Raw genomic sequence first — 17158 nt, forward strand, 5'->3', positions numbered from 1 at the left:
ACGCAGAGCAGCTTCGACATGGTCGTCGCCAGATCCCAAACCGGAAAATTCATCGAATGGCCATGCAGGTCCGTCGAGATCGAGAAGGGCAAGAGGCCGCGCTTGATTGCGGCTTCCGCGACCTTGAAGGAGAAGGAGGCGCCGCCATGGCCGATGTCGAGGCGGATGCCCTCGCCCGCGCAACGCTGCGCGAGATCGAAAAGGTCCTCGTCTTCCATGATGCTCGAACCGGCCTTGCCGTTGAAGCAATGGGTGATGACGTCACCGGGACCAAGGATCTCCAGCACTTCATCATAAAGAGCCGGTGGCTCGCCGACGTGCACCATCATCGGAACCTTGAGGATCTTGGAGATCTTCTTGCCGAGCTTTACTGGTGTCGCACCCCACGAGCCGGTGATGACGTGGCTGGCGCGCACCTTGATGCCGACGATGTGCTCGCTGTTTTCAGCATAGCATTCAAGGATGCGGTCAAGATCAATGTCGCGGATGTCCCGCAATTCGGCGACGCGGTTGCAGGCGACGAGACCGATCGAACCGAGGTTCAGGAAGGCTTTGATGCGCTCGCGCGCTGTGTCGATGATATATTCGCGGAAACCGTGGAAATTGGCTTCACCGGCAGAACCCGCATCGACCAGCGTGGTTACGCCGCGCTCGGCACCGCATTCGGATGGGCGGACCGAGATATCGGTGCCGCCATGCCAGATATGGACGTGGAGATCAACCCAGCCCGGTGAAATCCAGGCGCCCTTGCCATCGACGCAGATCATCTCGTGAGAGACTGAAAGCTGCGGACCGACCTGCGCGATTCGGCCGTTGCCGTCGATGAGGATATCGACTGCACTGCCTGGGGTTTCAGCACCGAAGGCCATAGGCTTCACATTGGTGAGGAGGAGCGGCTTGCGCGCTTGTTCCCCGGTCATTCAAAGGTCCTTTCGAAGTTTTGGATCGAGCATGTCGCGCAGCCCGTCGCCGACCATCTGCAGTGAGAGCACGGAAAGAACAATGGCGACGCCCGGAAACAGCGTCATCCAGTCGGCCTGGCCGATATACTGCCGCCCGGCGGCGATCATCGTTCCCCAGGTCGGGATTTCGGGGCTGACGCCTAGGCCCAGGAAGGAAAGGCCGGCTTCAGCCAGCATGGCGCTTGCAAACAGGAAGGTGCCTTGCACCAGGATCGGCGAAAGCAGATTGCGAAGGACATGCCGGGTCATGATATGGAAGGTCGAAATACCGAGTGCTTGCGCGGCCTCGACATAGGGCAGTTCGCGGATGACCAGCGTCGATGCACGGACAATACGGGCAAGACGTGGCGAATACACGATCGACAACGCGATGATGACCGTTGTCAGCGACGGTCCGAGGGCTGCGACCAGCGCGATCGCCAACAGAATGTCCGGGAAGGCCATCATCGCGTCGATCAGCCGGGCGATTGGCGTGTCGAATTGCTTAAAGAAACCGGCAAGCAGACCGAGGCTCACCCCGATCAACGCCGAAAGCACGACAACGGCAGCGCCGACGAGCAGCGACAGGCGCCCGGCAAAGATCGTTCGCGAGAAGACGTCGCGGCCGAATTCATCCGTTCCAAAGAAGAACAGTCCGCTCGGCGGTTTCAGCCGGTTGACGATCGAAAGCTTGGAGGGGGAATAAGGAGTGACCCATGGAGCAAGGATTGCCAGGAGCACGAAGACTGTGAGGATGAGCACGCCGAAGGCAACGGTCTTGCGCTTCAGAAAACGCCGGAGAAACTTGCTGCCCTCGCTTAAGGCAGGCCGTGTTGCAATATCCGTCATCAGTAGCGCACCCTCGGATCGACCAAAAGATAGAGCATGTCGATCGCAAAATTGATCAGCACGTAGAGGGCTGCAATGATGAGCAGCGCTCCTTGGATGACCGGGTAATCGCGGCGAAGGACCGCCGAAACGACCAGATTGCCGACACCTGGAAGGCCGAAGACCGTTTCGGTCACGACAGCGCCTGAAATCAGCACCGCCGCAGTCAACCCGATAACAGTCAGGATCGGGATCAACGCGTTCTTGAGGGCGTGCTTGAGGATCACCCGCCGTTCGATCAGGCCTTTGGCGCGTGCCGTGCGGATATAGTCGTCGCCGAGCACATCAAGCATCGAGGCACGTGTGAAACGCAAGATCAGCGCCGAGGAAACAATACCGAGCGCAAAGGCTGGCAACGTCAGGTGATACATGCGCCCAAAGAAGTTCGCGCCTGGTCCGCCATAGCCGGAAACCGGAAAGAAGTTGAAGCGCACGGCAAAGAACTGCATCAGAATCAGGCCGAGCCAAAAGCTCGGAATGCTTGCCGCAAACATTGCAAGCGTCGTGGCCGCCTGATCGACGAAGGAACCACGGCGATAGGCAGCATAAATGCCGATGGGCAGCGCGATGACGCAGGCGATCGCCAGCGAGAACACCGTCAGGAAAAAGGTCGGCTCGGCGCGGTCTAGGAGGGCTGCGGTGACCGGCATATTCAAGAAGATCGATTGCCCGAGGTCGCCTCTGAGGAGCTGACTGATGTAATAGACATATTGCACCACGAGCGACTGATCGAGCCCGAGGCGACCGCGAAGCTCGGCAATATCCTGAGGCGTTGCATCTGGGCCCAGCATGACGGCTGCCGGATCACCTGGCGTGACGCGCACGATGACAAAGACAATCGTGACGACGAGGAACATCACGACGACCATCCCGAAGAGGCGCTGGAGAATGTAACGGATCATTGAATTGCGGTCCCCTGTGCCCAACCGGGCACCGTCGAAGAGGGATACCGGCCGGCAGGACCGGCATCCCGAGGATCAATCGTCACTTCTTGATCGAAGCGTTCCAGAAGTACGGCCAGGGAGCCGGATCGACACCTTCGAGCTTGTTCGATTCCGCCGAAACGGCGTTGAAGTCGCCGATCTTCATGAAGGGCGCATCTTCATAGATCGCTTTTTGGACATTGGCCCAAAGTTCGATGCGCTTGGCAGAATCGACTTCTGAGGTGAAGGCATCGACGGCAGCCTTGCGGGCAGGCGTATCCCACCACCCCGGCGAGCTGGTCGAGAGCGAGCCGATCAGCGCCGGCTCCGGCAGGAACGGGCTGTGGCTGATATAAATGTCCCAGAGTTTCGGATCGGCACGGCGCTGCGTCAGCGTCGCCCAGTCGACGACCTGCATGTCGACGGTAAAGCCCGCGAGCTTCAGATACTCCGCTGCAACCTGCGCCATCTTGTAGTGGAATTCATACTGCCGGCTGGTGAGGATACGCAGCGGTTCGCCGTTGTAGCCCGTCTTCTTCAAGGCTTCGGCAGCCACTTCGGGCTTTGCAACATTGTAGTTGCCTTCGACGCCGGCATCCGTGTGCCAGGAATAGGCTTCCGGATAGATATCGCCGTCCAACGTGTAGAAATCCGTGCTGCCGAAGGCAGCGGCCAGCATGTCCTCCATGCTGAGGGCCTGGCGGATCGCCTTGCGGACCTCGATGTTCTTCGCAATGCCCTCCTTGGTATTGAAGACGAAGACCGGATAGCCGAAGGGCTTGAGGATGATCGGCTGTGAGGCCGTCGATGCCTTCAGCTTGTCGAAGGATTCGACCGGGATGGAATCAACATAGTCATACTGGCCGGAGACGGCAGCCTCGACGCGGGTGTTCGGATCCGGCACCGGAACGAAGCGGATTTCATCGAGATACTGATGACGCGCGCCGCCATAGCCATCGCTCTCGCCATCGCGTGACTTGTAGCCGCTAAAGCGAACGAGCTGAATATACTGGTCGGCCTTGCGCTCCTTCAGCATGTAGGGGCCGGTTCCGATGAAATCCTTCATCGGCTCGTCCTGCTTGTCGGAAGGAATAATGATTGCGGCGGAATTATTGAAGGCAAGCAGAGAGGTCAGAGGCGCGTAGGGCTGCTTCAGCGTGATCTTGACGGTTGCCGGATCGACTGCGGCGATCGCTTCGATGAAGCCTGCAGCCTGCTTGCCGCGCGAGGCGATCTTTGTCCAGCGGGTGAGCGATGCAACGACATCTTCCGACGTCATGTCGCTGTTGTCGTGGAACTTGATGCCGGTGCGCAGCTTGATCGTGTAGCTTTTACCGTCCGCGCTGATATCGGGCAGGCTCTCGGCCAGAAGCGGTGTGACGTTCCATTTCTTGCCGAAGGTATAGAGTGTCTCGAAGATGTGCTGCGTGACGATCCCCACGAGGTCGGCAGTCGAGGACATCGGATCAAGCGTCGGCGGCTCACCGATCGTCGCGACATTGATGATACCGCCTTTTTCCTGCGCCATCAGTGGGGTCGGCAAGGCGACGAGTGCCGTGCCGAGAAGGAATGCGACTAGAGTCTTCATTTCATGCTCCCGGTTTGTTGTTCCATATTTATGTTATATAAGTCTTTATAATAGAATATCGGCCATAGTGGTCCTGTCAACCGGGAATGTGGACCTGTCCGCAGAAATGCGAAGGCGCGCGCAGGGCTGCGCGCGCCTTCGCAAGCCGGGCTGCACCTATCTGTCGAACAGGCGGTATTCGATCCGCTCAATGTGATCAGGATCAGCGATCGCCTCGATCGTGGCGATCTTCTCGCCATCGAAACCGATTTTGACGACGATGCGCAGTTGATCCTGGATGCGAACGATGAAACCGAAGCCGCCGTCTACGAAAGCCGGCAGCGCGCCCCGCGCCCTCCCGTTGAATGTCGTTGCAACCGCTTGCGCGCCGTGCAGGGCGCCGGCATGGCCGAAACGAGCCGCCGTCGCATCAGGCGCGAAGACAACATCGGGATGAAGAACAGCAAGCAACGCCTGGAAATTACCGTCGCGCGAGGCGGCGAGGAATGCCCGGACGACCTCTTTCTTATGCTCGATGCCGGCCTCGGGCGCCTCGGTCGTCCCCTGCACGCGGCGGCGGGCGCGGCTTGCGAGCTGCCGGGTTGCTTCCGGTGTGCGGCCGATGACGGGCGCAATCTCGTCAAAGGGCAGATCGAACATGTCATGCAGGACAAAGGCGACACGCTCTGCCGGCGCAAGCTGTTCCAGCACGACCAGCAGCGCGACGCCGACGGAGTCCGCCAGCACGATCTCCCGCTCGGGGTCGGCGGACTTCGCGGTATCGGCGATCTTTTCATGCACCGGCGGATCGAGCTGTTCTTCGCGCCGGGATTTCCTAGAGCGCAGCATATCGAGGCAGATGCGCGCCACGACCGTCGTCAGCCAGCCGCCGAGATTGCCGACTTCGCTTGTGTTCGAGCGGCCGAGCCGGAGCCATGCCTCCTGCACCGCATCCTCCGCCTCGGCACGCGAGCCGAGCATGCGGTAGGCGACAGTCTTCAGATGCGCGCGGTTGGCCTCGAATTCGTCCGCCAGAAATTTCTTCTCGTCCATCGGTCACATTCCTTCATCGCGTTACGTCACCACCATGACGAACGAATTCCGGCCGATGTGACAGACAAGCGGCCGGCGACGTCATTCGCTGAAACATAGCAAGGAGACATATCATGCAATCGAGAATGGGAAATCCGGCCGTCGTCATCCCTGAAGCCATGCAGGCGCTGCTCGCTTTCGGGAATATTCCCCAAAAGTGCGGCCTTTCGCCAACGCTGCTCGAGCTCGTCAACCTGCGCGCCAGCCAGATCAATGGCTGCGGTGTCTGCGTCGACGGTCATCCCCGCATTGCCCGTAGGCTCGGAGAGACCGACGAGCGCCTCTTTGCCGTTTCCGCCTGGCGTGAGACGCCTTATTTCAGCCCGGCAGAACGCGCGGCCCTGGCGCTGACCGAAGCCGTCACCCGCGTCAGCGACCGCGCCGATCCGGTGCCGGACGAAATCTGGGACGAGGCGGCACGCCATTACGACGCCAAGAGCCTTGCGGCCCTCGTCATCGCCATCGCCAACATCAATGTCTGGAACCGGCTGAACGTCGCGACGCGCCAGATCGCCGGCGAATGGAAGCCTTGAGGTCCCCTGGCCGCCGCTGTTGAAGCGGCGGCCAGGGCGCCTTGGGAGGCCTAGACGATACCGCCGCCGCCAGCCACGGAGGCCGGACGTTCGGCGGAAACCTTTTTCCTGTAGCCGCTGGCGCGATAAGCCGTGACCGGATCAATAGCGCCGCCGGCGCGCCGACGCGCTTCGGCAAGGATCGGCTCGACATCGGTGCGATACGCGCGCTTCAGCGTTTCCGTCGCCATCAGCGCATCATTGTCATTCTGATGGCCGGCCAGCGCCTCGCGATCGACGATCAGGGCCTGCGCATAGGCGCGGCGGATTTCGTTGGCGCTATTGATCAGGCTTTCGATCGGGTCAGTGACATTATGCGACTGATCGATCATGTGAGCCGGATGAAAGCCCTTCACGCCGCGATACTCGGCATCGACCAGCTCATTGAAGACGAGGAATAGACGGTAAGGCTCGATCGCACCGGCATCGAGGTCATCGTCACCATATTTCGAATCGTTGAAGTGGAAACCACCAAGCTTGCCAAACTGAATCAGCCTGGCGACGATCATCTCGATGTTGGTGTTCGGGGCATGATGACCGAGATCGACGAGGCACTGGGCTTTCGGCCCGAGTGTCTGCGCGATCAGATAGTTCGTGCCCCAATCCTGCACGATGGTCGAATAGAAGGCCGGCTCGTACATCTTGTGCTCGGAAAACAGCCGCCAGTCGTCAGGCAGCCCCTTGTAGATCTCCGCCATCGCCGCAAGATAGCGCTCGAATGCCTTGGTAAAGTTGCTCTGGCCGGGGAAATTCGAGCCGTCGCCGATCCAGACCGTCAGCGCCTTTGAGCCGAGCGCCTTGCCGATCTCGATGCATTCCAGATTGTGCTCGATGGCCTGCTGTCGTGTCGCGGCGTCCGTATGGCTGAGCGAGCCATATTTATAAGAGCGCTTCTGACCTGGCGCGTCCGAGAACGTGTTGGAATTCATTGCATCGAAACTAAGACCGAGCGCATCGCCTTTGGCCCTCAACTCGCCGGCATCAGCCTTATCCCAGGGGATGTGGAGCGAAACTGTCGGCGTTGCTTGCGTCAGCTGATGAATGACGGCGCAGTCGTCCAGCTTGTCAAAGATGCCACGCGGTTCTCCGGTGCCGGGAAAACGGGCAAAGCGCGTGCCACCCGTCCCGACGCCCCAAGAAGGAACAGCCACGAAGAATGCTGCGACCTTTGTCGTAATGGCGTCGATATCAATACCGCGGCGTCCAAGGCTTGCGCCGAGCGCGTCGTAATCGGCTTCGAGAGCCGCCGCCCGCTTGGCATTTTCCTCGGCAATCAGATGCTGCGCAATCTTAAACTCGGCCATCAAATCCTCCCTGAGACACGAACCATAGGCCCTGTTCTGCGTTCTATTGCTTTATTCCTCACCCACCAAAGAGGCGCTAGTGGACGTTATCCGCATCCTTCTCGCGATCATCCTGCCGCCACTCGGTGTCTTCCTGCAGGTCGGGGTCGGCCTGCATTTCTGGCTCAATATCCTACTGACGCTTTGCGGCTACCTGCCCGGGATCATCCATGCAATTTGGGTTATACTGCGGAAGTAGACTCCTAGCGCGGGAAGCTCTGTGCGTTGCCGGCATCCACGTTGATGATGTTGCCGGTGGATTTCGCCGAAAGATCCGACGCGAGGAAATAGATCGCCTCGGCGATATCTTCAGGAAAGACGTTGAGCTTCAGCATCGAGCGCTTCCGGTAGTGTTCCTCCAGGTCGTCCACTTCGATCTTCGAAGAAGCCGCACGCTGTTCGCGCCACTCGCCGTTCCAGATCTTTGATCCGCGCAGCACCGCATCCGGGTTCACGGTATTCACCCGAATGCCTGCTTCTGCCCCCTCCAGCGCCAGGCAGCGGGCCAAATGGATCTCGGCGGCCTTCGCCGTGCAATAGGCAGCCGCATTCGGCGAGGAGGCAAGGCCGTTCTTGGAGGCGACGAAGACCACGTTACCGCCGAGGTTCTGACGACGGAACAGGCGGAAGGCTTCGCGCGATACCAGGAAATAGCCGGTTGTCAGAATATCGATATTCTTGTTCCACATCGAAAGCTCGGTGGTTTCGATGGGCGCTGAGGACGCAATACCGGCGTTCGAAACGAGGATGTCGATGCCGCCAAACTCGACGCAGGATTCGGCAAAGGACGAGACCACGGCATCTTCCTTGGTGACGTCGAGCTTCACGCTGCGCACCGCATCTGCACCGTACCTCTTCACGAAATCGGCTTCCGTCGCCGCCAGTGCCGACTCATCGATATCGGCAAGCACCACGCAGGCGCCCTCGCCTACCAGACGGGCCGCCGTCGCACGGCCGATGCCGCCGGCTCCGCCGGTGACAAAGGCCACCTTGCCGGCAAGGCTCTTCGGCTTCGGCATGCGCTGCAGCTTTGCCTCTTCCAAGAGCCAGTATTCAATGTCGAAGGCTTCCTGTTCAGGCAGACCCTGATATTCGGAGACCGTCGACGCACCGCGCATCACGTTGATGGCGTTGACGTAAAATTCACTCGCGATGCGAGCCGTTGCCTTGTCACGGGCAAAGGACAGCATGCCGACGCCGGGAATGAGGAAAATGACCGGATTGGCATCTCGAATCGCCGGTGAGTTGCCGTGTTTGCAGTCATTGTAATAGCGCGCGTAATCGACACGATAGTCTTCCAGCACCTTGTCGAGACCGGCAACGCTCGACTCTACGTCCGGTCTTGCCGGGTCGAAGTCGAGGATCAGTGGGCGGATCTTGGTACGCAAGAAGTGGTCCGGGCAGCTGGTACCGAGTGCGCCGAGGGTGCGGAGATTCTTCGAGTTGACGAATTCGAGCACGCCGTCCTGATCATCGAAATGGCCAAGCTTGCGTTCCTGCTTGCCGATCCGCCCGCGGATTTCCGGCATCAGGCGGGCAGCGATGGCCCGGCGTTCAGCCACTGGCAGGCTTTGGGTCGCCTGGCCGCCGAAGATCGTCCTGCCTTCAGTCTGCTGGGCGAACCATTCGATTGCCTTGTTGATAATGGCGAGCGTCAGCTCGTAGCAGGCCTTGGCGTCGTTCGCCCAGGTGAAAAGGCCGTGGCTTTCGAGGACGACACCCTTGGCATCCGGGTTCGCCTTGACGAACGCTTCAAGATCGAGACCGAGCTGGAAGCCCGGGCGGCGCCACGGCAGCCAGCCGATCGCGTCGCCAAAGACCTGCTTCGTCAGTTCCCTGGAGTTCTTGGCTGCAGCGATCGCAATAATGGCGTCCGGATGCATGTGGTCGACATGCGTGAAGGGCACAAATCCATGCAGCGGCGTATCGATCGAGGCGGCGCGGGAATTCAGGTTGAAGGTGCAATGCGGCAAAAAGCCGACCATGCGATCTTCGTCTTCGACGCCCTTATAGATGCTCTTAAGCGAATCAAGCTTGTCCTGATAGAGCGTCGCAAAGCCGTCGAGGTTAATGGTTCCGACATCGCCGCCAGATCCCTTGACCCAAAGAACCTTGACCTTCTCGCCGGTCAGTGGATCCGTTTCCATCACCTTTGCCGAAGTATTGCCGCCGCCGTAATTGGTGATGCGCTTATCAGCGCCAAGGAGGTTCGAGCGATAAAGCAGCTTACCGGGTTCATCGAGCCCCGCTGCGTAAGAATCATCCCAACGGTTCTCAAGAAGCCGGACGGTGGCCGCCATGTCATCCTCCCTTGTGTGCCTGATGCGCAGACCAAAACCACGCTGTATCCGGTGACGGTATCGCTCATCAAAATGCATATTGTCAATCGAAAACGATCAAAAACAATTATTGTGCATCGCAATATGAAAATTTGTGATCGTTTTTGATTGACAGCTTTTAACGGATACGAAATAAATACGGACAGGGAGGAGCCAAATGCACGAACGCGAACGCCATCGCATCATCCTGAGCGCGGTCCAGGAAAAGTCGGTCGTCACGATCCAGGATATTGCTGAGCTGACCGAAGCTTCGGAGGCCACCATCCGGCGTGACATCGCGGCTCTCCATGTGCAGGGCAAGATCCGCCGCGTGCGCGGCGGCGCAGAAGCCGTCCATCCGCCGCAGCTCGGCAATCTTGCGGGACGTCCTTTTAGGGTTTCAGAATCGGTCAATATCGATAAAAAGCGCGCAATTGCGCGCGCCGCCGTGGATCTGTGCGACCCGGGCGATGCGATCATCATCAATGGCGGCACGACGACGTTTCAGATGGTGCACTTCATGTCGGCACACCGCATGCAAGTCATGACCAATTCGTTCGCGATCGCCGAACATCTGGTAAAACATTCCAAGAATACGGTGACGGTGCCGGGCGGTGTGATCTACCGTGAACAGAGCCTCATTCTGTCGCCGTTCGACAATGACGCCATCCGCAATTTCTATGCACGCCGCTTTTTCATCGGGGCCCAGGGCGTCGGCCCGCTCGGCATCATGGAATCCGACGCACAGATCATTCAAAGCGAACAGAAGCTGATGCATCAGGCCGACGAACTCGTCGTGATGGTCGATTCCAGCAAATTCCGCCGCCGGTCGAGCCTCATTCTGTGCCCGCTTGACCGTGTTTCGACGATCATCACCGACGACGGCATCCAGGAAGATTCCGCCAAGATGATGGAGGATGCAGGCATCAAGCTCGTCGTCGCGAGCGCTGGCCTGCAATCGGTGAAGGAGGATTCCTCGTCGGTCGCCTGAGAAGCGACGACCAGGTGTAGTTAGTCTCAATCAACGTGGGAGGATGAAAGCATGAAACTCGCAAAGAAACTCGCGGTGGGCGTCGCACTCGCCGTCGCCATGATGGCAGGCACGGCCAGTGCTGCCGACATGAAGATCGGCCTTGTCGTCAAGTCACTCGGCAACGGCTTCTTCGACGCCGCCAACAAGGGCGCCCAGGAAGCCGCCAAGGAGCTCGGCGGCGTCGAAGTGATTTATACCGGCCCGACCTCGACGACGGCCGAGGGCCAGATCGAAGTCATCAATTCGCTGATCGCACAGGGCGTCGATGCCATCGCGATTTCGGCGAACGACCCGGACGCAGTCGTTCCGGCTTTGAAAAAGGCTACCCAGCGCGGCATCAAGGTCATTTCTTGGGATTCCGGCGTTGCTCCTGAAGGCCGCATCCTACAGCTCAACCCATCGTCCAACGAGCTGATCGGCAAGATGTGCCTGACCCTGGCGCAAAATCACCTCGACGGCGGCAAGGGCGATTTCGCGATCCTTTCGGCGACGACCACCTCGACGAACCAGAACATCTGGATCGATCAGATGAAGAAGCAGCTCAAGGACTTCCCCGGTCTGAACCTCGTCACTACGGTTTACGGCGACGACCTTTCCGACAAGTCCTACCGCGAAGCCGAAGGCCTCTTGAAGTCCAACCCGAATGTAAAGGTCATCGTCGCTCCAACGACGGTCGGCGTTCTGGCGGCATCCAAGGTCGTGGAAGACAAGGGCCTCGTCGGCAAGGTCTATGTCACGGGTCTCGGCCTGCCCTCCGAAATGGCCGGCGCGATCAAGTCGGGCGCCACGAAGGAATTCGCCATCTGGAACCCGATCGACCTCGGCTATTCGGCCACGCAGATCGCCTATCGCCTCGTCAAGGGTGAAACCGACGGCAAACCGGGTAGCGAGATCGAAACCGGGCGCATGGGCAAGATCAAGGTTGGCGACAACGGCGAGGCCGCAATGGCAGATCCGTTCGTCTATAACGCTTCGAACATCGACCAGTTCTCCAAGGTCTTCTGATGTGAACCATCACGCATAAAGCCCGGCGGCCTTGGGCCGCCGGGATTTCTCATTCGACACCGGTAAAGCGCTGATGAACACTGCCCTTCAACAATCCGCCACAGACCGCAAGGCCGCAGATGCGCCCGCCATCCTCGAAATGCGGGGCATTTCGCAGATCTTTCCCGGCGTAAAGGCGCTCGACAAGGTCAGCATCGCACTCTATCCCGGCAAGGTGACCGCGCTGATCGGCGAAAACGGCGCAGGCAAATCCACTCTCGTTAAGATCCTGACCGGCATCTACAGGCCGAACGAAGGCGAAATCATCGTCGACGGCCAGCCCGTCGCCTTCGCCAGTGCGCAGGCCGCAATCGATGCGGGCGTCACTGCCATCCATCAGGAAACTGTCCTCTTCGACGAATTGACGGTTGCCGAAAACATCTTCCTCGGCCATGCGCCGCGCACAAAATTCCGCACCATCGACTGGAAGGCGATGAACAGCCGCTCGAAAGAGCTGTTGACGTCACTCGAAAGCAGCATCGATCCGACGATCCGCCTGAGGGACCTCTCGATCGCGCAGCGTCATCTGGTGGCAATTGCCCGCGCTCTTTCGATCGAGGCCCGCATCGTCATCATGGATGAGCCGACGGCTGCCCTTTCGCGCAAGGAGATCGACGATCTCTTCCGCATCGTTCAGGGCCTGAAGGAAAAGGGCAAGGCGATTCTTTTCATAAGCCACAAGTTCGACGAACTCTACGAGATTGCCGACAACTTCGTCGTCTTCCGCGACGGCCGCGCCGTCGGAGACGGCAGGCTGAAGGAGACGCCGCAGGACGCGATCGTGAAGCTCATGGTCGGCCGCGATGTCGAGAACGTGTTTCCGAAGTTCCCGGTAGAGATTGGCGGCCCCGTTCTCGAAGTCCAGGATTACTGTCACCGAACGGAATTCCGCGATATTTCCTTCACGCTTCGCAAGGGTGAAATTCTCGGCGTCTATGGCCTGATCGGCGCTGGTCGTTCGGAACTCTGCCAATCGCTTTTCGGCATCACCAAGCCGCTTTCCGGCAGGCTCATGCTCGACGGCAAGAGAATTTCGATGGCATCGCCGCTCGATGCCATCCGTGCCGGCATCGTCTATGTGCCGGAAGAGCGTGGCCGCCACGGCCTGGCGCTGCCGATGCCCATCTATCAGAACATGACGCTGCCTTCACTGACGCGCACGTCGCGCAAGGGCTTCCTGAAGGCCGCCAACGAATTTGCGCTCGCCCGTAGATACGCCGAGCGGCTGGACCTTCGCGCAGCCGCACTGTCCGTCCCCGTCGGCACGCTGTCTGGCGGCAATCAGCAGAAAGTCGTCATCGGAAAATGGCTGGCGACGCAGCCCAAGGTCATCATCCTCGACGAGCCGACCAAAGGCATCGATATCGGTTCCAAGGCGGCGGTCCACGGCTTCATCAGCGAGCTTGCCGCCGAAGGGCTCTCCATCATCATGATCTCCTCTGAACTGCCGGAAATCATCGGCATGTCCGACCGTGTCCTGGTGATGAAGGAAGGGTTGTCGGCCGGTCTGTTTGAGCGCGCGGAGCTTTCGCCAGAGGCATTGGTGCGCGCAGCGACCGGAAATGCATGAGGTAATGGAATGGCACGACTGATTAGAAAACGCGAAACCCTGCTTTTCCTCATCATCGTCTTGATGATCGCGGTCTTTTCGGCGCGCGCTGCAGTGTTTGCGACGCCCTCAAACCTCGCCGGCATCTTCAACGATACCTCGATCCTCATCATACTGGCGCTCGCGCAGATGACCGTTATCCTTACGAAATCGATTGACCTTTCGGTCGCCGCTAATCTCGCCTTCACCGGCATGGCAATCGCGATGATGAATGCCGCCTTTCCCGATCTGCCGCTGGTCGTCCTGATCCTTGCAGCGATTGCGATCGGCGCCTGCCTCGGTGCGATCAACGGCTTTCTTGTCTGGGCCCTTGAAATCCCCCCGATCGTCGTCACGCTCGGGACGCTGACCATCTATCGCGGCATGGCCTTCGTGCTCTCCGGCGGCGCCTGGGTGAACGCCCATCAGATGACACCGACCTTCCTTTCCGTGCCCCGCACGCCGATCCTCGGCCTGCCGGTTCTCAGTTGGGTTGGGATCGCAATCGTGCTCTTGATGTATATTCTGCTGAAATATACCCAGTTCGGCAGATCGGCCTATGCGACTGGCGGCAACCCGACGGCGGCCGTCTACGCGGGAATCGATACCGGGTGGACGAAATTCCTGGCCTTCGTGCTGTCCGGTGCGCTCGCCGGCCTTGCAAGCTACCTGTGGGTCTCGCGTTACGCGGTCGCCTATGTTGATATCGCCAGCGGTTTCGAGCTCGACAGCGTCGCCGCCTGCGTCATCGGCGGCATCTCTATCGCCGGCGGTGTCGGGTCAGTCATCGGCACGGTGCTGGGCGCCCTCTTCCTCGGCGTCATCAAGAATGCGCTTCCCGTCATCGGCATCTCGCCCTTCACACAGATGGCGATCTCAGGCACCGTGATCATCCTTGCCGTCGTCTTCAATGCCCGTCGCGAGCGCAGTCGCGGCCGTATCATCCTGCGCGACAAGGCAGCTGCAGAAACTCCAGCCGAGGTCGTCCCATGAGCACCTTTTCCGCCCCAACCGAAAAGCGCGTCATTCCCGATCGTCTCGGCACCCCGTTCCGCCGCATCATGGCCAGCTGGGAAGTGCTGCTTTTCGGCGTTGCCATCTTGATCTTTGTCTTCAATTCCATGGCATCGCCCTACTTCCTGAATGCATGGAACCTCTCGGACGCAACCTTCAATTTCACCGAAAAAGCGATGATCGCCTTTGCCATGGCGCTGCTTGTGATCGCAGGCGAGATCGATCTATCGGTTGCAGCCATCATCGCGCTTGCATCGACGGCCATGGGGGCGGCCGCACAGGCCGGCATCGCGACACCGGGCCTCGTGCTGATCGGCATCGGCACGGGGTTGGTTTGCGGAGTTTTCAACGGCGTCCTCGTCTCCGTCCTGAAACTGCCGTCGATCGTCGTCACCATCGGCACGATGAGCCTCTTCCGCGGCATCTCCTATATTGTGCTGGGGGACCAGGCCTACGGCAAATATCCCGCCGATTTCGCCTACTTCGGCCAGGGCTATGTCTTCTGGGTCTTTTCCTTCGAATTCGTGCTGTTCTTCGTGCTGGCGATTCTCTTCGCCATCCTGCTGCACGCCACGAACTTTGGCCGCCAGGTCTATACGATCGGCAATAACGATTTTGCCGCCCGCTTCTCCGGGATTCCGGTCGAACGCGTGAAATTCATCCTCTTCATGCTGACCGGTGTCATGAGCGGTATTGCAGCGGTGTGCCTCACCTCGCGCCTTGGCTCCACCCGTCCCTCGATTGCGCAGGGCTGGGAGCTCGAAGTCGTCACCATGGTCGTGCTCGGCGGTGTCTCGATCCTCGGCGGCTCGGGCACGATCGGCGGCGTCGTCATCGCAGCCTTCGTCATGGGCCTCGTTACCTTCGGCCTCGGCCTGCTCAACGTTCCGGGCATCGTCATGTCGATCTTCATCGGCCTGCTGCTCATCATCACCATTGCCATTCCGATTATCGCCCGACGTATCAAAGCCATGAGTTCCAAATGACCGTTGAAAAATACGCCTTCAAGATGAAGCTCAATCCAGGCATGGAAGCCGAGTACAGGAAGCGGCACGACGAGATCTGGCCGGAGCTCGTCGAGCTGCTGCACAAGTCCGGCGCGAGCGACTATTCGATCCATCTCGACCGCGAGACGAACACGCTCTTCGGCGTGCTGACGCGGCCGAAAGATCACACGATGGCGAGCCTGCCGGAACATCCCCTGATGAAAAGGTGGTGGAGCCATATGGCCGACATCATGGAAACAAATCCGGACAATTCACCGCTCCAGAGCGACCTCGTTACCGTCTTCCACATGCCATGAGCAAACCGCCCGGTTACCGCCGTATCGCCGTTCTCGATATCGGCAAGACGAATGCAAAAGTTGTCGTGCTCGACAGCCAAACCGGCACGGAAATCGCAGCCGCAAAGACGGCGAATACAGTCATCCGGTCCGGCATCTATCCGCGCTATGATATCGAGAACCTTTGGGGTTTTGCGGTCGACGCGCTGAAGTCTTTCGCGGCAAAGCCGGGTTTCGATGCAATTTCGATCACGACCCATGGCGCGTCAGCAGCACTGCTCGGCGCAGACGGCAAGCTTGCGATGCCGGTTCTCGATTACGAACATGAATATCCGCAAGAGATCCGAGACGCCTATACGGCGCTGCGCCCTCCCTTCGAGGAGACTTATTCACCGCGCCAGTCGATGGGGCTGAATGTCGGCGCCCAGCTTCATTATCAGAAGACGGCCTTTAGGGAAGAATTCGCGAAGGTGGCAACGATCGTCACCTATCCGCAATATTGGGCGGCACGGCTGACGGGCGTTACAGCTAACGAACTGACCTCGCTCGGCTGCCATACAGATCTGTGGAACCCAAAAACAGGCGAATATTCCTCGCTTGTCGATCGGCTCGGCATTCGCAATCTCATGGCGCCGATCCGCTCGGCTTTCGACGCGCTCGGCCACGTCCTGCCGGACATAGCCGCCGAGATCGGCCTGGCCACAGAAATCCCGGTCTACTGCGGCATCCATGATTCAAACGCCTCGCTGCTGCCGCATCTCGTCGCGCGCACGGCGCCCTTTACGGTTGTCTCGACCGGCACATGGGTTGTAAATTTCGGCGTCGGCGGCGATCTCACCCATCTCGACGCGAAGCGCGATGCGCTCGCCAATGTCGATGCCTATGGTCGGGCCGTGCCGTCCTCCCGCTTCATGGGCGGCCGTGAGTTCGAAATTCTTTCCGCAGAAATCGGCAATGTTCCGCTTAAGGACGTTGCCGCAGCACTCGGCCCGGTCATTGCAGGAAACCTCATGTTGCTGCCGAACGTGGCCCCCGGCTCCGGCCCCTTTCCCGACCGCAAAAGGCACTGGCTGAATGCCGATGGCGCAAGCCCTGCGCAACGCTACGCCGCCATGTGCCTCTACCTCACGTTGATGACCGAGGCCTGCCTCGGCCTCATCGGCGCCGATGGACCTGTCATCGTCGAAGGGCCGTTCGCGCTGAACGAGACGTATCTCAAGGTTCTCGCGGCATTGATGGAACGGGACGTGATCGCGCTGCCGGGCTCGACCGGCACCAGCCAGGGCGCCGCACTGCTTACCGGTATCAGACCCGCGCCCGGTCCGGAAAGATGTTTCACGCCGGCCGCGATTACCGGTCTCAAAAACTATCGCTGCGCCTGGTACGCAGCGATGGAATAGCGGTCTTTCCATCCGTGCGCTTTACCTCATCTTATGCCGGCAGCTAATGTCGGGTCGTTCAAAAACAGGCGGAGGAAATATTATGACGGATTCAAACGCGGTCTTCGATCCGCGTGCCCTTGCCGCGCGTCTCTACAGCCTACACAAAGCGGG

16 protein-coding genes are annotated in these 17158 nt (G+C 59.5%); 9 read left to right on the forward strand and 7 right to left on the reverse strand.

What is annotated here, in order from left to right:
• The 5 genes from C9413_RS12450 to C9413_RS12470 form a co-directional block, all read right to left on the reverse strand.
• Positions 1-920 (reverse strand): amidohydrolase/deacetylase family metallohydrolase (locus tag C9413_RS12450; RefSeq protein ID WP_170250505.1); only part of this gene is annotated, 920 nt, incomplete at its 3' end.
• Complete coding sequence (locus C9413_RS12455) at positions 921-1790, reverse strand: ABC transporter permease (protein ID WP_040115366.1); 870 nt, start codon at positions 1788-1790, stop codon at positions 921-923. It abuts the gene before it with no gap.
• Positions 1790-2731: an ABC transporter permease gene (locus tag C9413_RS12460; protein ID WP_040115365.1), complete on the reverse strand. Its 942-nt coding sequence runs from the start codon at positions 2729-2731 to the stop codon at positions 1790-1792. Before C9413_RS12460 ends, C9413_RS12455 begins: the two co-directional genes overlap by 1 nt.
• Positions 2732-2813: 82 nt before the next feature.
• Positions 2814-4340: an ABC transporter substrate-binding protein gene (locus tag C9413_RS12465; RefSeq protein WP_040115364.1), complete on the reverse strand. Its 1527-nt coding sequence runs from the start codon at positions 4338-4340 to the stop codon at positions 2814-2816.
• A gap of 156 nt (positions 4341-4496) precedes the next feature.
• On the reverse strand, positions 4497-5372 hold the full coding sequence (locus C9413_RS12470) for a sigma-70 family RNA polymerase sigma factor (RefSeq protein WP_040115363.1): 876 nt from the start codon (positions 5370-5372) through the stop codon (positions 4497-4499).
• 113 nt (positions 5373-5485) lie between these two features.
• Between C9413_RS12470 and C9413_RS12475 the strand changes: the two genes are divergently transcribed.
• On the forward strand, positions 5486-5944 hold the full coding sequence (locus tag C9413_RS12475; RefSeq protein WP_040115362.1) for a carboxymuconolactone decarboxylase family protein: 459 nt from the start codon (positions 5486-5488) through the stop codon (positions 5942-5944).
• 50 nt (positions 5945-5994) lie between these two features.
• Here the strand turns inward: C9413_RS12475 and rhaI are convergent, their stop codons facing one another.
• On the reverse strand, positions 5995-7287 hold the full coding sequence (rhaI, locus tag C9413_RS12480) for an L-rhamnose catabolism isomerase (RefSeq protein ID WP_040115361.1): 1293 nt from the start codon (positions 7285-7287) through the stop codon (positions 5995-5997).
• Between the two features lie 79 nt (positions 7288-7366).
• Between rhaI and C9413_RS12485 the strand changes: the two genes are divergently transcribed.
• Entirely contained in the window at positions 7367-7525 is a 159-nt protein-coding gene (locus C9413_RS12485) for a YqaE/Pmp3 family membrane protein (RefSeq protein ID WP_040116541.1), read from the forward strand.
• 4 nt (positions 7526-7529) lie between these two features.
• On the opposite strand, the gene C9413_RS12490 is transcribed toward C9413_RS12485, so the two are convergent.
• On the reverse strand, positions 7530-9626 hold the full coding sequence (locus tag C9413_RS12490; RefSeq protein WP_040115360.1) for a bifunctional rhamnulose-1-phosphate aldolase/short-chain dehydrogenase: 2097 nt from the start codon (positions 9624-9626) through the stop codon (positions 7530-7532).
• 196 nt (positions 9627-9822) lie between these two features.
• Between C9413_RS12490 and C9413_RS12495 the strand changes: the two genes are divergently transcribed.
• From C9413_RS12495 to C9413_RS12525, 7 genes are all read left to right on the forward strand, one after another.
• Positions 9823-10635 carry a DeoR/GlpR family DNA-binding transcription regulator gene (locus C9413_RS12495; RefSeq protein ID WP_040115359.1) on the forward strand — a complete coding sequence of 271 codons (813 nt, stop codon included), beginning with the start codon at positions 9823-9825 and terminating at the stop codon, positions 10633-10635.
• 51 nt (positions 10636-10686) lie between these two features.
• Positions 10687-11682 carry a rhamnose ABC transporter substrate-binding protein gene (rhaS, locus tag C9413_RS12500; RefSeq protein ID WP_040115358.1) on the forward strand — a complete coding sequence of 332 codons (996 nt, stop codon included), beginning with the start codon at positions 10687-10689 and terminating at the stop codon, positions 11680-11682.
• 73 nt (positions 11683-11755) lie between these two features.
• The gene (locus tag C9413_RS12505) at positions 11756-13291 is read left to right on the forward strand and encodes a sugar ABC transporter ATP-binding protein (RefSeq protein WP_040116540.1); all 1536 of its coding nucleotides are present in this window, start codon (positions 11756-11758) and stop codon (positions 13289-13291) included.
• Positions 13292-13300: 9 nt separating this feature from the next.
• Positions 13301-14302, forward strand: coding sequence for an ABC transporter permease (locus tag C9413_RS12510; protein ID WP_170250506.1), 1002 nt, complete (start codon positions 13301-13303; stop codon positions 14300-14302).
• Positions 14299-15309 carry an ABC transporter permease gene (locus C9413_RS12515; protein ID WP_040115356.1) on the forward strand — a complete coding sequence of 337 codons (1011 nt, stop codon included), beginning with the start codon at positions 14299-14301 and terminating at the stop codon, positions 15307-15309. The genes C9413_RS12510 and C9413_RS12515 overlap by 4 nt, the downstream gene beginning before the upstream one ends.
• Positions 15306-15626, forward strand: coding sequence for an L-rhamnose mutarotase (rhaM, locus tag C9413_RS12520; protein WP_040115355.1), 321 nt, complete (start codon positions 15306-15308; stop codon positions 15624-15626). Before C9413_RS12515 ends, rhaM begins: the two co-directional genes overlap by 4 nt.
• Complete coding sequence (locus tag C9413_RS12525) at positions 15623-17005, forward strand: FGGY-family carbohydrate kinase (RefSeq protein WP_040115354.1); 1383 nt, start codon at positions 15623-15625, stop codon at positions 17003-17005. Before rhaM ends, C9413_RS12525 begins: the two co-directional genes overlap by 4 nt.
• Positions 17006-17158 lie beyond the last annotated feature (153 nt).

Source organism: Rhizobium sp. SEMIA 4085 (assembly GCF_013004495.1).
GTDB classification, from domain to species: domain Bacteria; phylum Pseudomonadota; class Alphaproteobacteria; order Rhizobiales; family Rhizobiaceae; genus Rhizobium; species Rhizobium gallicum.